The organism is Proteocatella sphenisci DSM 23131, from assembly GCF_000423525.1.
GTDB classification, from domain to species: domain Bacteria; phylum Bacillota; class Clostridia; order Peptostreptococcales; family Filifactoraceae; genus Proteocatella; species Proteocatella sphenisci.
Window position 1 is genome coordinate 13,036 of the sequence record NZ_AUID01000012.1, and the last position, 17,834, is coordinate 30,869.

The following is a 17,834-nucleotide window of genomic DNA, read 5'->3' on the forward strand; positions in this document are numbered from 1 at the left end:
ATTTCTATATCTGCACATTCTCTCATGGCAATTTTCTGATATAATATATCTATATAGGATCTTTAAATTTTTTATATCATTGGAGAATAATATGCAAATCGAAATAAAAGGCAAAGAAGTAGTATTTAATATTGAATACTCCAAAAGAAAAAAGATGAGTCTGGACGTCACGCCAGAGGGATATGTGACCGTAAAAGCTCCTCCAAAAACTGACGAAGCTGAAATAATTGAATTCGTGAAATCTAATTCAAAAGAAATCCTCAGTGTTCTTGAAAAACTGGAAAACAGAAGATATATAACAAGGGAAAAAAGTTATGTCAGCGAAGAAACCTTCCTCTATCTTGGATATGCCCGCAGCCTTTCGCAACTGCTGGATCAAATCCCTGATTCTGATGAAAAATCCCAGGAAATGGTAAAAAAATTCTATTTATCAAAAACAGGCGAGATAGTCAAAAAAAGAGTTAAGCACTTTGAAGGCATAATAGGGGTCAAGGCAAAGAGTGTATCCATTGTTGATTCACCATCCACCTGGGGCACCTGCAATTCGCTTCGGGAGCTGACATTCAACTACAGGCTTTCAATGGCATCTGAATCTGTAATAGATTATGTAGTCATCCATGAGCTGTGCCATATGCACCACCTCAATCACGACCGATCTTTCTGGCGGAAGGTTGGCTCATATGACCCTTCTTACAGGGAGCATCAGGAATATCTGGCAAGATTTGGACCTTTCATGAGCATATAGCGGCAGACAATGCTATATTACTTTCAGCCAATGGCTTGGACCAACTCATGCAAAAAGCCCATCCATATGGATGGGCTTTCTTTATTTTTCATACCTCATAATTATTCATATCTCAGGGCTTCTATCGGATTCAATTTTGCAGCCTTGTTGGCCGGGTAGAGTCCGAAGAAAATACCGACCATTGCTGAAAAGATAAGGGCGGTAATTACCGCATTTGGATTTACCACAAGCTCTATATCGGCGAGCTTTGCCCCCGCCATCCCAAGCAGTATCCCGAGCACAAGTCCGATGATTCCTCCGATAACTGAAAGTATAACGGCTTCAATAAGAAATTGAAGCAAGATGTCTCTTCTTTTTGCACCGAGCGCCTTTCGAATTCCTATTTCTCTGGTTCTTTCTGTTACAGATACCAGCATTATATTCATTATACCTATACCGCCTACCACCAGCGATATTCCTGCAATGGCTCCTACTGCTACCGATATGGTCTGAAGCGTCTTATCGAGTTCGTCCTGCTGAAGCTGGGTGGATTCAAAGACATAGAAACCTCTCTGACGATCCTTTACCTTTGCCAGATAATTTGTTATGGTGTTGCCCATTATCCTCTGGTCGAGTCCCTCTCCTGTGTAGAAATCCAGAATCGGCATATCCTTAAGCCTCGATGAAAACAGGGTATATGGGATATAAGCTTTCAGATTGTTGGACATGCCCACCGAAGCGAATATGGAATCCGACTTTGCGGTGACTCCTATTATGGTCATCACAAGTGTCTTTTCGTCTATATCCAGGGTCAGCGATTCACCAAGCACATCTGTCCTTCCAAAAAGCTTTAATGCGCCCTCCTCATCGATTACGATCCGGTTTCTCCTCGAATCCGTGTCCTGGCCTGATATCATACGTCCATGGAGCATCTCGATGTTCTGGTATACATCATAATCCTGATCTACCCCTTCCATTATTATGGTACTTTCGACTCTTCCGACCCTTACCTCACTGCTACCAGAAACAGACGGCACTATATAGGCTATGGAGTCTTTGAACTTCTCCTTCAAATTATCGATATCTTTCATCTGAAATAAGTCTTCGTATCTGATTTCGTCTTTTGACAGTTCGCTGTCTGCATATATTATCATACGGTTTTTACCAAAGCTGGAAAACTGGTCCGTAAGCAAAGCTCTTGCGCTGTCTCCTATGGAGGTTATGGATATCACCGAGCTTATCCCGATTATTATACCGAGCATAGTAAGAAAGGATCTCATCTTGTTGGCCCTTATGGCTAGAAGTGCAAGTTTTATATTTTCGCCTATAAGCATATTAAGCATCTCCCTTCAAAGCATCGTCTCTGAGGACGTCAGATATTACTCTGCCATCCCTGAAGGTAATTGTCCTGTTCGCATAGTCTGCTATGTCATGTTCATGGGTTACAATTATGACGGTTCGGCCTTCTGAGTTAAGTGCCTTCATTATCTCCATTATTTCCAGCGACGATTTGGAATCGAGATTTCCCGTGGGTTCATCGGCGAGAATTATATCCGGGTCATTTGCAAGCGCCCTTGCTATCGCCACTCTCTGCCTCTGCCCGCCAGAAAGTTCGCTGGGCATGTGTTTTGCCCTGTCCCCGAGATTCAGGCTGCCCAGAATTTCCATAGCCTTTTTGGTCCTTTGCGTCGCATCTTTTTTTGCATATATCATGGGAAGTTCGACATTTTTAAGGGCACTGGTTCTGGGTATGAGATTAAACGACTGAAATACAAAGCCTATCTTCTTGTTTCTTATCTCTGCCAGTTCATTCTCAGTCTTATCCCTGATATCTATTCCATCGAGAAGATAAGTCCCGCAGTCCGGCCTGTCCAGGCAGCCCAGGATGTTCATAAGAGTGGATTTCCCCGAACCCGAGGCCCCCATTATGGCAATAAATTCACCCTTTTCAATCTTAAGATTTACTTGGTCGAGCGCCTTTACCGTAGAATCTCCCATGATGTAGTCCCTGCATATATCTATCAGCTCTATCATATTGTCTCCTTATTGGTTTTCCTGTCTTACAACGGCTGGTGGTCCCTGGAGGACAGCTTCATTATCCAGATTCTCCTCATTTGCCAAAGCAACCAGAGTTCCGTCTTTCATAGAAAGGTCGGGGCTTAAAACCAGCCTTTCATTTTCCTTTATATCTCCAGAAACAAGTTCAATGTAAAAATCTCCCTCCAGGCCTGGTTTTACGTCGATTAGTCTAAGCATATTATTCTCATCTACCTTTATGACCCTGTAGCCACCTGCTCCATCTTCCAGGATTGAGTCCACGGGAACTCCCAGTACATTTTTCCTGCTTTCTACGACTATGAGTGCTCTTGCACTTACACCTGATATGAGTCTGGCTTTCCCCTTAAATATCTTGATTTCTACTGGTATTACCATTTCGCTGCTTACTGCATCTTTTTTCTCTCCCGAAGGCGAAATCCGCGCGACAAGGCCATCCACCATAAGATCTCCGGTGACATCTGAACTTATCTTCACGCTCTGGCCTTCTATTATCTGACTTATGTCATATTCGCTCACCTTAACATCCATTTTCAGATTAGCTATATCCTCTATTATAAACATGGGTTCACGGTTGAGCGTATCACCTGCAAATTTCCCAAGAGACACATTGACCCTCGTTACGGTGCCGTCTATGGGACTCTTTATCTCGATATCATCAAGGCTGCTTAGCTGCTTTTGATAAGTCGCTCTTTGAACTTCGATTGATTTGCTCTGCGCCGCCGTAGCCACCACTTTGCCGCCAGAAACCTTGAAGCTATCTACCATTATCTGGGCGCTCTTATAGATTTTCTCAGCCTGAATCACTTCTTCTTGAGATGCCGAACCTGCTTCAAAAAGGGCCTTGGTATTTTCAAGGCTGCGACTCAGATTCTCAAGATTGAGAACTGCATCGTTGTATGATTCCTGAGATTTTTTCAGAGTCTCTGAAAGATTAAGACTTGCAAGCTCCAGCTGTTTTTTTGATATGGTCAGCTCCTGCATGATTGACTTTGAATCAAGTACTGCTAGTATCTGATTACGCTTTACATAGTCCCCCTCTTTTACTCTTATCTCCTTGATCTCCAGATTGTAAATCGAGTTCACTTCGGCGCTCTGGGACGGGACTATGTTTCCATTTACCGAAATCGTCTGCTCAATATCGAGTTTCTTGGAAAGATCTACAGGTACGGTCATCTGGGGCACCGGTGTACTGTAAAGCTGACGGTATATGCCGTAACCTCCCAGAGAAACCAGTATTACTACAAGAAATATAACTTTCTTTTTATTTTTTCTATAAATTTCTGACACCTTCATAATTACATCCTCCAATTTCTCATATATTTAACCTCTATATTATAGCTACCCTTTAGGATGGCCATATAAATCTTGGATTTACCTATCGTGAAACATATTTCAGAGATCTTAAGGCTGTTTCTGACTGAATAGTGCTTTGTCCATGATTTTTTATTTATAATTGTAGTTGACAAGCGTACATAAATTTGGTAAAGTTTTGTAGCATGTGTTTTTTGCACTATTACAATTATAATATTATTCGGAGGTATCATGAACGAAAATAAGGTTAAGATAGTTGTAGCTGACCCTTCGGCTATCGGACTCTTTGGACTTGCAATGGTTACACTTGTTGCGTCCTCTCAAAAACTAGGTCTAACAGATGGGGTATCACTTGTTATCCCGTGGGCAATATTTTTAGGAGCTTGTGCTCAGCTTGTAGCTTGCATCAATGACTTCAAGCATAACAACCATTTTGGTGCTACTGCATTTGGAGCTTATGCATTCTTCTGGTTTTCTATGGCTATGTCATGGATGATTCAAAATGGTGTTTTTGGAGAATCTCTTGCAGCTGCTGCAGATCCAAAGCAGTTAGGATTCGCATTTATCGGATATCTGATATTCACTCTTTTCATGACAATCGGAGCAATGGAAACAAATAAGGTACTGTTTTTCATATTCCTGATGATAGACTTTCTTTTCATCGGACTTGCTTTTTCAACACTTGGAATCGCAGAGCATGCTATGCATAGCCTTGCGGCTTACTCTGAGCTTATTATTTCACTGCTCTCTTTCTACGGATGTGGTGCAAACGTACTCAACAACCACTTTGGAAAAACTTTCCTTCCAGTTGGAAAACCGTTTGGAATATTTAAATAAAATCGGAATGTTTTAATAAAAATAAAAACTCCCTGTAAATGGCAAAAAAGCCTTCTTCAGGGAGTTTTTATATACTTTTTTTTTCAAATTATACTTTTATAAATTCAAGAATCTCTCTTTTTAACTTTATAAATTCCTGGGTCATTCCAAAATCAGAACCACGGTCTCCACTAGACTCCACCTTGAATTCTCTCCTTATATGTCCGATTGGACCTTGCATTATATATATCCGGTCTGAAAGCAGTATGGCCTCATCTATGTCATGCGTTATAAAAAATGTAGTCGTCCCATGTATCTTTGCAACGTCCTTATACCACTGATGCATGGAGGATTTGGTTATTGAATCAAGTGCACTGAACGGCTCGTCAAGGAGCATCACATTATCTGAATAAAGATATGCCCTTAAAAACGCCGCCCTTTGCCTCATGCCACCAGAAAGCTGAGCTGGATACTTGCCCTCTGATCCTTCGAGTCCAAATTCTTGAATATATCTGGCAGCAGTTTTTCTCGCTTCTGCTTTGCTGACTCCCTTTATCCTAAGGGGGACGCTTACATTATCTATTATATTCATAAATGGCAGCAGTAAGTCTTTTTGCTGCATATAGCTTATCTTTCCTGGAATCCCTGTTACATCTTTGCCATCGAGTGTCACTCTTCCACTTTCTGGTTTTTCAAGGCCTGACATTATATTAAATAAGGTAGTTTTTCCAGTCCCACTCTCCCCGAGCAAAGATACGAGTTCGCCTTTTTCCAGCTTTACCCTAACGTTTTCAAGGATGCGCTCTCCATCATAGGACTTGTAAATATTGTCTGCTTCAAAAAAAGCCATACTGCGTCTCCATTTCCTTTTACTTTCAAGCTTGTGATTTTTTACTTTGTAAGGTATTCGTTTGTAAAACCCTGGTTTCCAAGTTCTCTTGTTATAAGTCCTTGCTCAAACATCCAAGTATAAAATGCGCTCCATCTTGACTCGTCAATAAATCCCCAGGCTTCTTTTTCACCCATGTAATGACTTGCAAGATATTCCTGGCTCTTTTGAACAAGCTCTGGAGAAAGCTCCGGAACATGCTTTAAAAGTATATCTGCTGACTCAGAAGGATTTTGAACTGCAAATTCATATCCCTTTGCAGTGGCACTTAAAAATGCTCTTGCTGTTTCTGGATCAGACTCAAGAAAGTCGTTGTTTGCCACTATTACCGGTGTATAAAAATCGAAAACCGGTGACTGGTCTGCAAAGGAAATATAGTTATATTCAAGGCCCGCAAGCTCTGCCATCATTACATCCCAGCCTTCATATACCCATACTGCGTCTACGTCTGTCTGCATCAAAGACAGTGCATCTGATCCTGGATTAGGCACCATTTTCAATTTATCGTAATCTGCTCCTGCATCTGTCATAACCTGTTTTATTATTGCTTTTTCTGAAGGCATATCCCAGGTTGCATAAGTCTTTCCTTCAAGTTTATCAAAGCTGTCTATGCCTTTATCCTTCATGGAAATCATTCCCGAAGTGTTGTGGTCTATAATTGCAGCTACTGCAGTAACTGGTATTGGGTTTTCTGCTACAAGCGCAAGAGCCAGAGACTCCTGAAAATCTACTCCAAACTGAGCATTTCCCGTACCTACTGCCGAAAGAGCTCCGCCTTCTGGTGGCTGGATTATTTCAACTTCAAGTCCCGCATCTTTGTAGTATCCATTTTCTATTGCCGCATATACTCCTGTGTGATTAGTGTTTGGAGTCCAGTCTAGCACGAATGTTACTTTTTTAAGTTGTCCTGATTCTGTACTTTCTTGATCTGTATTAGTTTCTCCTGTGCAGGCTGCAAGCGAAATAAGCATTGAAGCTGCAAGTCCCAGGCTTATTAGTTTTTTTCCAAATTTCATATTATTTTCTCCTCTTTATTCTGATTTGTCCCCAAGATTTTTCCAGGGCATACTTTTTTTCTGTATAATATCAACAATTTTCATGAGCAAGAGGCTGATTATACTTATAAATATTATAACCGCAAACATCTTGTCAAATGCATATGACTTTCTTACCCTTGTCATATAGACTCCAAGCCCCCTGTTTCCTCCAAGCCACTCGGCAATAACTGCTCCCACTATGGAATAAGAGACCGCCAGTCTCAAGCCCGAAAAAAAACTCTCCATGGCTGAAGGCAATTTTACCCAAAGCAGTATCTTGAGCCTTCCTGCCCCCATGGATTTAAAGAGGCGTATTATATCCTCATCCACTGACATAAGTCCACTGAGTGTGCTTACTACCATGGGAAAGAAACAGGTTATAAATATCAGAGCTATCTTGGGCGCCATACCGTAGCCCATCCAGAGCACAAGAAGAGGAGCCAGGGCTATGGCAGGCACTGTCTGAGTTATTATAACTGAAGGATAAATAGTCTTTTTTATAAACTCTGACTCATTCATCATTATTGCAAGCAAAAGAGCAAAAATTATGCTAAGAAAAAGCCCTGCAAATGCTTCTGCAAGTGTTACGACTGCATGATCCATCATCAGGGCCGCAGATGCAAAGAAGGCTGCTACCACACTTTCTGGAGATGGCAGCATAAATGCAGGCACCAGCTCAAAGCGGCACACTAAATGCCATATGAGCACAAGCACTGCAATAAATGCTATTGAATGAATGTTATTCGTGATGCTTTTTAACTTTTTTGTCAATTGACCATACCCCCGCCTCAGGATTAAAGGCTATTTTTATATATGACATCACACTTGGTGCGCCCTCCTTGATACATATTATCTGGCTCTGTTTTATTATATCCATTAGTTTTTCAAAGTCACCTTCTACTGTGGTTTCAAAGGGTCCAACGTATGTGGTGAGTCCTGTAGATTTGATGTATTCTATCACTTTGTCCACAACGTCGATTACTTTTTCTCCCTCAAGGGCTGGAAGTACCTGTATTGCAATACTTGCTTCTGGTTGTTTCATGTTTTTCTCCATTCCATTCTTAATAAATTTAAATAAAAAAATACGCAAGCTGAGGCCTGCGTAGAAAAAATTTCTCAATTTATTTTTCCTACGCCAGCATTATCTGGATCAGGTCTAAGGTCAGAAGCGCATTAACTTCTATCTCAGCCGATTTGCATCAGCTCCCTAAATGTATATCTATGAAGATTGTAACACTCATAGGTGTCTTGGTCAATGCCTGTTTCAGCGTCTGATAAATTTGTTTTTAAAAGTTTTAATATGATTTTTGATGATAATATGATAAAATACCTATTTGCTAAACAAATAAAGGAAGGTTTAATAAATGAAAAAATTTATATATATTTTAATACTCATCCTGATAACCATATTTTCTGTTGCCGGATGCAATAAAGGCGGGGATTCTACCGAAAAACCCGCTGCAGAAGATATAGATGCAGAAGATACCGTTCCCGAAATAGATACCTCAAAGCTTGTTTCTAACCCCTATGTGGAGCTTTTTAAAAGCGGAAATTATCTTCTCAAATTCAAAGGCGTAGTGGATCTCGATCCCGAAGATATATTCTCAAATGTTACTTTTGCAATGCAAGGTGAAAACGGCCTTTGGATAATCGAAGCCGAGGACTCAAAAAGTCATATCATTACCAAGGGCGATACGGCCTTCATGATTGACCAAGAGTCTAAATCTTATATAACAGGAACTATATCTAATATGGAAACCAGCCTGATAAACGGCGAGTCCCTGGTGTACTCATCTGAGGGCGAAGAAATAATAAACGGCATGAGAATGATATATGAGGAGTATACCTACGACATAGGAACTCTGAAATTCTTTTTTAATAAGGAAGACAAGAAAAAACTCTATGCCATCTTGAATACCAATCCTGTCGAGACGGTAATGATGGAAATCATAGAGTTGTCTGAAAACGTAACGCCGGATATGTTTGAGCTACCCGAGGGATATTCAGGGATATAGGTGCTGTAGAGGATATCTCGATTTGAGTATGTCGCTGAGTTCTCTTATGTCTGAAATTCTGAAATCCGCATTTCTGAGCTCATCAAGCTCCCCATATCCGTATGTGCAACCTATGGACACAAGGCCATGCCTTTGTGCAATTTCAATATCCTGAAATCTGTCGCCAATAACAGTGTACGTTCCTGGGTGCTGCGCCAGTATATGGCTGAATATCTCATGCTTTGGTGCAAAATTATACTGGTGGGTGCAGTAGAATCCCTCAAAGTATCTATCCAGGCCAAATTCTCTTTTATGGGCCTCCATATACTGAGTCTTGCAGTTACTTAGAAATATCAGCTTGTGCCCTCTATTTTTAAGGGTTTCCAGGGTCTCCAGGCTCCCGTCATAAAGCTGGGCTTTCCCCTGACCTGTAAATTCCAGCATCGTCTGTCCTATTATGGTGCTACAGCGCTGCTTGAGCTCCTCATCCAGACCAGGCATAAAGGCATTCCACATGTCTTTGCTGGTGTATCCAAGCCACCGGCCTATTTCTGAGTAATTCCACTCTTTTTCAGGAGCAAGCCCTCTTTGCACGAGAAATTCATAGGCTCTTTGAAAAGCCGGAGCGTATATCCTTATGCTCTCATGCAGGGTTCCATCATAATCAAAAATTATTCCCTTCATATTAATTCTGCTCTATTTTTCTTATGAGATTTACCATTTCAATGGCTCCCACCGCGCAGTCATATCCCTTGTTCCCTGCCTTAGTTCCCGCTCTTTCTATAGCCTGCTCTATATTTTCTGTAGTAAGTATCCCAAACATCACAGGTATGTCTGCCCCAAGAGATACACTCGCTATTCCCTTTGTGACTTCGCTGCATACATAATCATAGTGAGTCGTTGCTCCTCTTATCACTGCTCCAAGGCATATTACGGCATCATATTTTCCTGACTTTGCCATTTTTGAAGCTATAAGCGGGATTTCAAATGCCCCTGGAACCCAGGCAATTTCTATGTCTTCTTCTTTTACGTCGTGGCGAAGAAGGCCATCCGTAGCCCCACCTATAAGCTTTGAAACTATAAATTCATTAAACCTGGCTGCTATTATACCTACCTTGATTCCCCTTGATACTAAACTTCCCTCATATGTTTTCATTTTTCTTCTCTCCTTTTTTAATTAAAAATGCATCATGTGTCCCATCTTGTTCTGCTTTGTCTTAAGATAAAATTCATCGTGGTCTGTAGCTTCCATCTGTATGGGCTCTCTTTCTACTATCTCTATCCCAAAGTCTGAAAGGCCGTCTATCTTTTTGGGATTGTTGGTAAGCAGTCTAAGTTTTTTTACCCCAAGGTCTCTTAGTATCTGTGCCCCTATATAATACTCTCTTAGGTCTTCTTCAAATCCAAGCGCAATATTTGCTTCAACTGTGTCAAGGCCTGTATCTTGAAGTGCATATGCCTTAAGCTTATTTATCAGGCCTATCCCTCTGCCTTCTTGTCTCATGTAAAGCATAAGGCCCCTTCCTTCTTTTTCTATTTGGGCCATGGCTGCATCAAACTGCTGGCCACAATCACACTTTAGCGATCCAAAACAGTCTCCTGTAAGGCACTCTGAATGAACCCTGCAAAGCACCGGTTCTCCACCGCTTATATCTCCTTTGACAAGCGCAACGTGATGGTCCCCGTTAAGCTTGTTTACATATCCAATGGCCTTAAATTCTCCGTGAACAAGTGGCATCTTGGTCTCTACTTCTCTTTGCACAAGACTGTCAAATTGCTTTCTATATTTTTGGAGGGCCTCTATGGTTATAAACTTAAGTCCAAATCTTTGGGCAAGCTCTATCAGCTCTGGAGTCCTCATCATTGTGCCGTCTTGTCCCATTATCTCGCAGCAAAGTCCGCAGGGCTTGAGGCCTGCAAGCTTCATAAGATCTACTGTGGCTTCAGTGTGTCCGTTTCGCGCAAGTACTCCATTATCATTAGCAAGGAGTGGGAACATATGGCCAGGTCTTCTGAAATCTTGTGGCCTTGCTCCTTCTTCGAGCGCCTTTATTGCAGTTACGGATCTTTCTGCTGCAGATATTCCAGTAGTTGTATCCACGTGATCTACAGATACTGTAAATGCGGTCTCATGGTTATCCGTATTTTTAGTTACCATTTGATGAAAATCCAGCTTTTGTGCAAGTTCTCTGCTTAAAGGCATGCAGATAAGCCCTTTTCCATGGATTGCCATGAAGTTTATATTTTCTGTGGTAGCAAATTCTCCTGCGCAGATAAAGTCGCCTTCATTTTCCCTGTCCTCATCATCTGTCACAACTATTATCTTTCCCTGTCTCAAATCTTCAAGTGCTTCTTCTATAGTGTTGAATTTAAACATTTTTAATCCTCCCTGTAATTAAAATACCGATAATTAAAATCCCGACCTCATGATAAAATCTTCAGTTATATTGCTCTCATAACTTTTTTTGTATAAATCCGGTCCTTTACCAGTCCCATACCCGGTAAATCTCTCTATATATTTTCCTATGACATCATTTTCTATGTTTACTATGTCTCCCACCTTCTTTTTAAGAAGGGTCGTTTCTTTTCCCGTATGTGGAATTACCGACACCGAAAACTTCCCTGGGCTCTCTTGCGCTACTGTAAGGCTTATTCCGTCTATTGCAACCGACCCTTTTTCAACGATGTATCTGGATATTTTTTCTGAGATACTTATGGTTATCCATACCGCATTTTCATCTGACCTTAAAGCGGCTATAGTTCCTGTACCATCTATGTGCCCGCTTACGATATGACCCCCAAATCTACCGTTTGCAGGCATCGCTCTCTCAAGATTTACCTTGCTTCCCGCCCGAAGCATTCCAAGCGAGCTCCTTGAGACTGTCTCGCTCATCACATCAGCCACAAAAATTCCCGAGCCCATATTCGAAACAGTCAGGCACACTCCGTTTACTGCAACGCTGTCTCCAAGCTTTAGATCATCAAATATGAGCTTTCCTTCAATGGATAGTCTTGACGATTTTGTGCTTTTTTCAACCCTTATAATTTTTCCCGTCTCCTCTATTATTCCTGTAAACATCTTTCCACCTCATATTCCAAAAGCACATCTTCATCCATTAATGTGATTTTCCTGTTCTTCATAATGAATGCCTCATCCGGGCTGTAGATCCCTTTTCCTCCAACCGGACCTTTCGCACTTTCTCCCCCGAATATCTTTGGTGAGATGTATGCCTGAACCTTGTTTACTATGCCAGCCTCCAGCGCTGCCGCATTTAGGTTTGAGCCTCCTTCGAGAAGTATGCTGTCAATATTCTGCGCTCCCAGCTGTTTCATAAGATCTTCAAGATCCATATGGCAGTTGAGTTCTGATACTCGAATTACCTTGCAACCAAAGTTTTCAAGATTTTCAATCTTCGCCTCGTCTTTGCTGCAAGTTGCTACAAAGGTCTCTATCCGGTCCGCGTTCTTGAAAATCTTTGCATCAAGCGGAATCCTGAGTCCTCCGTCACATATTACACGCTTGGGGTCTCTTCCTCCCCCCATCCTGCATGTAAGCTCCGGATCATCGGCAATGATGGTTCCCGAGCCAACCATTATCGCAGTCAGCATATTCCTCGTATGATGAACATGAGCTCTTGAAGTTTCTCCACTTATCCATTTGGATTTACCACTGTATGTAGCAATTTTTCCATCCAGGGTCATGGCATATTTCATTACCAGGTATGGCAAGCCTGTCCTCATGTAGTGAAAGAAAATCTTGTTGATGTTATCACATTCATTCTCAAGCTCAGACATCTCCACATTAATTCCCTTTTTTCTGAGCATTTTTATTCCCTTTCCGGCAACCAGGGGATTGGGATCTTTTGAGCCTACCACTACCTTGCTTATCCCACTTTTAATTATGGCCTCTGTGCATGGAGAAGTTTTTCCGTGATGGCAGCACGGCTCCAAAGTGACATACATAGTCGCTCCATCAGGAGATTTGTGTGCGGATCTGAGAGCATTTATTTCTGCATGAGGCCCTCCGTACTCTTCATGATAACCCTGTCCTATAATTTCATTATCCTTTACTATTAAAGCTCCCACCATAGGGTTTGGGCTTACTCTGCTTCCACCTCTGAGTGCCAGATTTATGGCAAGTTTCATATAGTTTTCTTTCATAACCTGCATCTCCTTTTTAATAAAATAAAACCCTGAATACGTACATATTCAGGGTACAGGAAATCACATAATAAAAAAGCCCTGAAATGTTTTATGACATTCCAGAGCTGTATCGTGCGTACTGTAAATACAGGAAAATAAAGCTCCTGTAGATATCTTCTTTCATCCAGACTTTACTGTCGGTACTTGAATTTCACAAGTTCGGCCAATTAAGGCTCGCGGACTTTACCGCCGGTAGGGAATTTCGCCCTGCCCTGAAGATTTGCTATTCAATTTTCTTTAGAATAACATGGCATATGCTATATGTCAATTATTTTTTCACGAACTTAATTTTAATTATGATCAATATCATCCGTAAAATATTGACATAATAAACAAAATGATGTTATCATGTTAAAATAGTTTTTTATCAATTGGAATAATTTATTCATCATGAAAGGATTTAAATGATTATATGAAAAACAAGAGAAAAAGCCTTATGTTTCAGATCCCTCTTAAGATTGGAGTTGTAGTATCTGTGGTTATGCTTGTTATATGCATCTCCCTTAACATCTTGCTAAACACCATAATTTCTGCAGATGTAAAGAGCGAGATAAGCTACATTGCAAAGCATAACGCAAATACAGCTCAGTCATATCTGGAAAACCTCCAGACTACTTCAAAAGCTCTTGCAATGGAGGTAAACCGCTACAAGTCCCTGGACCGTGAATCCTCAGAAAAAATGCTTGAAAACTCACTTACTGGGATACTGCGTGATGAAAGAATTTTTTCTGCCTACTACGCATTTGAGCCTGACAAATTTTTTAAAGATACACCAGAAGGCCTTTCATACTATGCCTTTCGTGATGGTTCAAGCATAGTTATGGATATCTACAATGACTACAGTACATATTCAAATGGAGATTATTATGCTCCCACAAAGGAAACTCTTTCCACCCACATCACAGAGCCTTACTCCTATGAGCTTTCCAACGGCGAAACCGTATGGCTTATCACTTTGAGCAACCCTGTACTGGATGAAAACGGGAATTTCATCGGAGTCGCCAACTGTGATATCCTTACAGAATCAATAAGCGGCCTGGAATATGACCGTGGTAACTATGATACTTCCTACAGCTATATCCTTACAAACGGAGACAGCTACATAGCCCACTCAGGAGACAGCTCAAAGGTCGGTACTGCCTATGAATCTACGGGAAAAGATGATTTTGTAAGCAATGCCTCAAAAAACGGAGAATTCATGATAGGTGAAGGAAACCAGTCCCTTGATGGAAACAGAAAGACCTTTGTAGTCCACTCTCCTGTCAAAATAAGCGGATTTGACAAGTCATGGTCGAGCATTTTCGTAGTGGATAAAAGTGAATCTCTTGCCTCTGTAAGAAATATCACTTTCATAGTCATAGCCATTGCCCTGGCAGGACTTATAATCCTTACTTTCTTGACCCTTGCCATACTTAGAAAATCTCTTTCCCCGCTCCAGGATGTAATCCATATGGCTGAGCAAATGGGAAAAGGAAACCTGGATTTTCAAATTGATGAATCCAATATTCGAGAAGATGAGCTTGGTGATTTAATGAAAATTTTCAGAACAACTTCTGAAAGCCTTCATGGATATATAAGCGACATATCATATATACTTGAGAACATATCCTCAGGAAACCTTCAACTTGAAGTAGAAAGTGAATACGAGGGTGATTTTCAAAAAATCAAAGATTCTCTTAACAATATAATTTATTCTCTAAATGATGTACTTTCTGAAATGCACCAGGCTTCATCTCAGGTATCTCTGAGCTCTGATCAGGTTTCCAGCGCATCACAGTCCCTGGCTCAGGGAGCCACTGAGCAGGCAAGCTCTGTAGAGGAGCTCTCAGCGACCATAGAGGACATTTCAGAAAAAGTAAGGACAAATGCAAAGAATGCTCAAAATGTGAGCAGGCAGGCTACTGAAATGGGCACAGAAATGGAAAGCAGCAATGCTCAGGTTCAAAATCTGCTTGAAGCCATGAAGGCCATAGACAGCAAGTCCAATGAAATTGCACTCATTGTCAAGACTATAGAGGACATAACTTTCCAGACCAACATACTGGCCCTAAACGCCGCAGTCGAAGCCGCTCGAGCTGGAAGTGCCGGCAGCGGATTTGCAGTAGTTGCAGATGAAGTCCGTAATCTTGCGGGCAAGAGTGCTCAGGCCGCAAGAAATATCGCTGAACTTATAGAATCTTCCGTTGAGCTAATAAAAGAAGGCTCCGACATGGCGGTAGAAACTGCAAATTCTGTCTCAAAAGTGGCCTTGGATTCTCAGGTAATTGTCGAAAACATCGACCTTATATCAGGCTACCTTCAGCAGGAATCGGTGGCTATATCACAGATAACTACTGGTATGGACCAGATCTCTGCTGTAGTTCAGACAAACTCTGCCACCGCTGAGCAAAGCGCCGCAGCAAGCGAGGAGCTCTTTGGTCAGTCGCAGATTCTTGACAGCCTGATAGGCAAGTTCAATATAAAATAAATATATCCAATTTATGCACTTACGCAAAAAAGCAGGATGAAATCTGATTATTGATTCAGATTTCATCCTGCTTTTTTTGATTTCATATTATTTTAAAACTAGTATTCGCTCTTTATCCTGAAAGTTGACACAAGCTCCCTCAGCATTTGTGCCTGTGCGGAAAGTTCTTCACTGGCTGCCGCACTTTCCTCAGCAGTTGCCGAGGTGTTTTGTACAACTGAGGAAATCTGTTCAACTCCCGAAGTTATCTTTTCTGCTTCCTGAGCCTGAAGCGCAGATGAATCTGCAATCCTTATTATCTCCCTGCCTACAGCCTCTGTTTTTTCAACCACGAGGCCCAGTGCTTCTGCCGTCTCATTGATTATGGATCTTCCTGAGGCTATTGCTGTCATAGAGCCTTCTATAAGCTCCGTTGTCTCTTGAGCTGCCAGAGCTGATTTCTGTGCAAGGTTTCTTACCTCATCAGCCACTACCGCAAACCCTTTTCCCGCAGCTCCTGCGCGCGCTGCCTCTATAGCCGCATTGAGTGCAAGTATATTGGTCTGGAATGCTATATCGTCTATGGTTTTGATTATTTTTCCAATCTCATCTGACTTTTGTGTAATTATCTCCATAGCATCTACGATTTCATTCATCTTGTAATTATTATCGTTAACTGCTTTTCCAGTTTCGATGCTCAGGCGGCTTGCTTCTAGCGTATTTTTACTGTTTTCAGAAATCTTGTCTGTTATCTCAACAAGGCTTGCAGTAAGCTCTTCCACTGATGATGCCTGCTCCGTCGCTCCCTGACTTAGATTCTGTGCCCCTGCCGAAACCTGCTCTGATCCATTTGCAACCTGATCTGCCGCTATTCCAATCTGTGAAAGTGTAGAGCTAAGTGATTCAGATATATTTATAAGCGCTGACTTTATCTTTGCAAACTCCCCATTATATTCCTGTGTAAGGGTAAAATCCAGATTTCCACCTGCTACATCATCAAGCACAAGAGTTATCTCATCTATATATGCCACGTATTTTCTAAGTCTGTCTGTGGTATTTCTCACCCCATCTGCAATCAGGCCTACTTCGTCATTGGTAACTACATCTATTCTTACGTCGAGTTCTCCAGCTGCAATCTGCTCCACCCCTTTTGCAAGGCGCTTCATAGGAGTAGTTATGCTCTTTGCTATGAAATATGTTATAAGTGCGATTATCAATGTCCCCGCAAGCAGTATTATCATGGCTCTGGTATTAAGGCCATTGACAACTCTGTAGTGCTCTTCATCTGGGAGCCCCGTCAGTACGGTCCAGCCAGTATCTCCTACGGCCTTTGTAACACCATATACATCCGTTCCCTTAAATTCATAGCTGAAGTCGTTCTCTTCTCTTGATTTTAAGGCAGATGCGACATTTTCAGATATGTCCATTTCTTCAATCGATCTGTCTATCATTTCAGAATCCGGATGGTAAATTATCCTTCCGTCATCGGAAAAAAGAATAAAAAACCCTGTCTCTCCGAGCTTATATGTATTAAAATTTTCTCCAAGCGTATCGAGAAGAAGATCTATTCCGGCAAAGCCAACTACATTTTTTGTTCCTGGTTCAAAAACCGGGGAAACAAGGCTCACAATAGTCTTTCCTGTAGATGTATCTTCATACGGCGGCACAAGCATTGTGGATCCGAGCTCTTTTACCTTGTACCACGGCCTGCTAGTCACGTCCCAGTCCTTATTTGCCACAAACCCATCATTTTGGATATACTGGCTGGTGTCTGCATCTGCATACCATGTAAACAATACGTTATGTGTATCAAGTGAAGCCGAATCCTTCATATCATTAAGGACCTGTATGTATTCATCTCTTTCAGAAATACGGTCAGATGAGTCCGTTACCTTGGCGAAAAGCTTAGCGGCAAGGCTGTTTGCTGCCATCTGCTCTGATACCATGCGGTATTTATAGAAGAACGATTCAGTATCCTTTGCAGCAAGCTCAGATTTATCCTCTATCTGCTGATTGGTGAGTCCTTCGAGTGCACTTCCAGATTCTCTGAGGAGCACGCTTTGCATTATTATCAGAGTAATTATGACAGGAATTAGTATCATTGCTATCATTTTAAAAAGTATGCTGCTTTTCTGTTTTTTCAATTTTTTCTCCTTTTTTATAATTGCTATATTTGCAATATTTGCTATTCCTCATTATACAATAATAACAAGAAGGAAATCAATATCGATAATTCAATTTTTTGATTTATTTCCGTTTAGATTATTCATTTATGCAGGATTTATTTCGTCTTATTCGAACTTTTTTAGATGACATTCCTGTATACATCCGGTTTAAAGTCTTGTATACTCCACTT

General features: G+C 41.3%; 17 protein-coding genes and 2 riboswitches. Of the genes, 4 read left to right on the top strand and 13 right to left on the bottom strand.

Going from position 1 to position 17,834, the window contains the following annotated elements:
* The first annotated feature begins 91 nt into the window (after positions 1–91).
* Positions 92–745, top strand: coding sequence for a M48 family metallopeptidase (locus G558_RS0105810; RefSeq protein ID WP_028829334.1), 654 nt, complete (start codon positions 92–94; stop codon positions 743–745).
* A gap of 101 nt (positions 746–846) precedes the next feature.
* On the opposite strand, the gene G558_RS0105815 is transcribed toward G558_RS0105810, so the two are convergent.
* Genes G558_RS0105815 through G558_RS0105825 form a run of 3 tightly spaced genes read right to left on the bottom strand, consistent with a single transcriptional unit; the run spans position 847 to position 4,075 of the window.
* Positions 847–2,058 carry an ABC transporter permease gene (locus G558_RS0105815; RefSeq protein WP_028829335.1) on the bottom strand — a complete coding sequence of 404 codons (1,212 nt, stop codon included), beginning with the start codon at positions 2,056–2,058 and terminating at the stop codon, positions 847–849.
* A gap of 1 nt (position 2,059) precedes the next feature.
* The gene (locus tag G558_RS0105820; protein ID WP_028829336.1) at positions 2,060–2,758 is read right to left on the bottom strand and encodes an ABC transporter ATP-binding protein; all 699 of its coding nucleotides are present in this window, start codon (positions 2,756–2,758) and stop codon (positions 2,060–2,062) included.
* Between the two features lie 9 nt (positions 2,759–2,767).
* Entirely contained in the window at positions 2,768–4,075 is a 1,308-nt protein-coding gene (locus G558_RS0105825) for an efflux RND transporter periplasmic adaptor subunit (protein ID WP_028829337.1), read from the bottom strand.
* A 249-nt stretch (positions 4,076–4,324) separates the two neighbouring features.
* On the opposite strand from G558_RS0105825, the gene G558_RS0105830 reads away from it, so the two are divergent.
* Positions 4,325–4,930, top strand: a complete 606-nt coding sequence (locus G558_RS0105830; RefSeq protein ID WP_207636201.1) for an acetate uptake transporter — start codon at positions 4,325–4,327, stop codon at positions 4,928–4,930.
* A gap of 88 nt (positions 4,931–5,018) precedes the next feature.
* Here the strand turns inward: G558_RS0105830 and G558_RS0105835 are convergent, their stop codons facing one another.
* From G558_RS0105835 to G558_RS0105850, 4 genes are read right to left on the bottom strand one after another with little or no spacing between them, the layout of a single operon-like run.
* Positions 5,019–5,759, bottom strand: a complete 741-nt coding sequence (locus G558_RS0105835; RefSeq protein ID WP_028829339.1) for an ABC transporter ATP-binding protein — start codon at positions 5,757–5,759, stop codon at positions 5,019–5,021.
* A 41-nt stretch (positions 5,760–5,800) separates the two neighbouring features.
* Positions 5,801–6,814, bottom strand: a complete 1,014-nt coding sequence (locus G558_RS0105840) for an ABC transporter substrate-binding protein (protein ID WP_036931686.1) — start codon at positions 6,812–6,814, stop codon at positions 5,801–5,803.
* A gap of 15 nt (positions 6,815–6,829) precedes the next feature.
* Positions 6,830–7,606, bottom strand: a complete 777-nt coding sequence (locus G558_RS0105845; protein ID WP_028829341.1) for an ABC transporter permease — start codon at positions 7,604–7,606, stop codon at positions 6,830–6,832.
* Positions 7,575–7,877: a thiamine-binding protein gene (locus G558_RS0105850; RefSeq protein ID WP_028829342.1), complete on the bottom strand. Its 303-nt coding sequence runs from the start codon at positions 7,875–7,877 to the stop codon at positions 7,575–7,577. The genes G558_RS0105845 and G558_RS0105850 overlap by 32 nt, the downstream gene beginning before the upstream one ends.
* 68 nt (positions 7,878–7,945) lie before the next feature.
* Positions 7,946–8,054, bottom strand: a riboswitch (TPP riboswitch).
* A gap of 145 nt (positions 8,055–8,199) precedes the next feature.
* Here G558_RS0105850 and G558_RS0105855 point away from each other — a divergent pair.
* Positions 8,200–8,850, top strand: coding sequence for a hypothetical protein (locus G558_RS0105855; protein ID WP_028829343.1), 651 nt, complete (start codon positions 8,200–8,202; stop codon positions 8,848–8,850).
* Here the strand turns inward: G558_RS0105855 and G558_RS0105860 are convergent.
* From G558_RS0105860 to ribD, 5 genes are read right to left on the bottom strand one after another with little or no spacing between them, the layout of a single operon-like run.
* Positions 8,839–9,513, bottom strand: coding sequence for an HAD family hydrolase (locus G558_RS0105860; protein ID WP_036931689.1), 675 nt, complete (start codon positions 9,511–9,513; stop codon positions 8,839–8,841). The genes G558_RS0105855 and G558_RS0105860 overlap by 12 nt on opposite strands.
* Before the next feature lies 1 nt (position 9,514).
* Positions 9,515–9,985, bottom strand: coding sequence for a 6,7-dimethyl-8-ribityllumazine synthase (gene ribH / locus G558_RS0105865; protein ID WP_028829345.1), 471 nt, complete (start codon positions 9,983–9,985; stop codon positions 9,515–9,517).
* A 21-nt stretch (positions 9,986–10,006) separates the two neighbouring features.
* A complete protein-coding gene (locus G558_RS0105870; protein WP_028829346.1) occupies positions 10,007–11,206 on the bottom strand; it encodes a bifunctional 3,4-dihydroxy-2-butanone-4-phosphate synthase/GTP cyclohydrolase II in 1,200 nt (399 codons plus the stop codon).
* A gap of 33 nt (positions 11,207–11,239) precedes the next feature.
* Positions 11,240–11,908, bottom strand: a complete 669-nt coding sequence (locus tag G558_RS0105875) for a riboflavin synthase (protein ID WP_028829347.1) — start codon at positions 11,906–11,908, stop codon at positions 11,240–11,242.
* The gene (gene ribD / locus G558_RS0105880; RefSeq protein ID WP_036931691.1) at positions 11,893–12,990 is read right to left on the bottom strand and encodes a bifunctional diaminohydroxyphosphoribosylaminopyrimidine deaminase/5-amino-6-(5-phosphoribosylamino)uracil reductase RibD; all 1,098 of its coding nucleotides are present in this window, start codon (positions 12,988–12,990) and stop codon (positions 11,893–11,895) included. Before ribD ends, G558_RS0105875 begins: the two co-directional genes overlap by 16 nt.
* A 150-nt stretch (positions 12,991–13,140) precedes the next feature.
* Positions 13,141–13,256: riboswitch (FMN riboswitch) on the bottom strand.
* Positions 13,257–13,444: 188 nt separating this feature from the next.
* Here ribD and G558_RS13355 point away from each other — a divergent pair.
* On the top strand, positions 13,445–15,499 hold the full coding sequence (locus G558_RS13355; RefSeq protein ID WP_051188502.1) for a methyl-accepting chemotaxis protein: 2,055 nt from the start codon (positions 13,445–13,447) through the stop codon (positions 15,497–15,499).
* Positions 15,500–15,597: 98 nt separating this feature from the next.
* On the opposite strand, the gene G558_RS0105890 is transcribed toward G558_RS13355, so the two are convergent.
* Positions 15,598–17,622 (bottom strand): methyl-accepting chemotaxis protein, encoded by a 2,025-nt coding sequence (locus tag G558_RS0105890; protein ID WP_028829349.1) that lies wholly within the window; start codon positions 17,620–17,622, stop codon positions 15,598–15,600.
* Between the last annotated feature and the right edge of the window lie 212 nt (positions 17,623–17,834).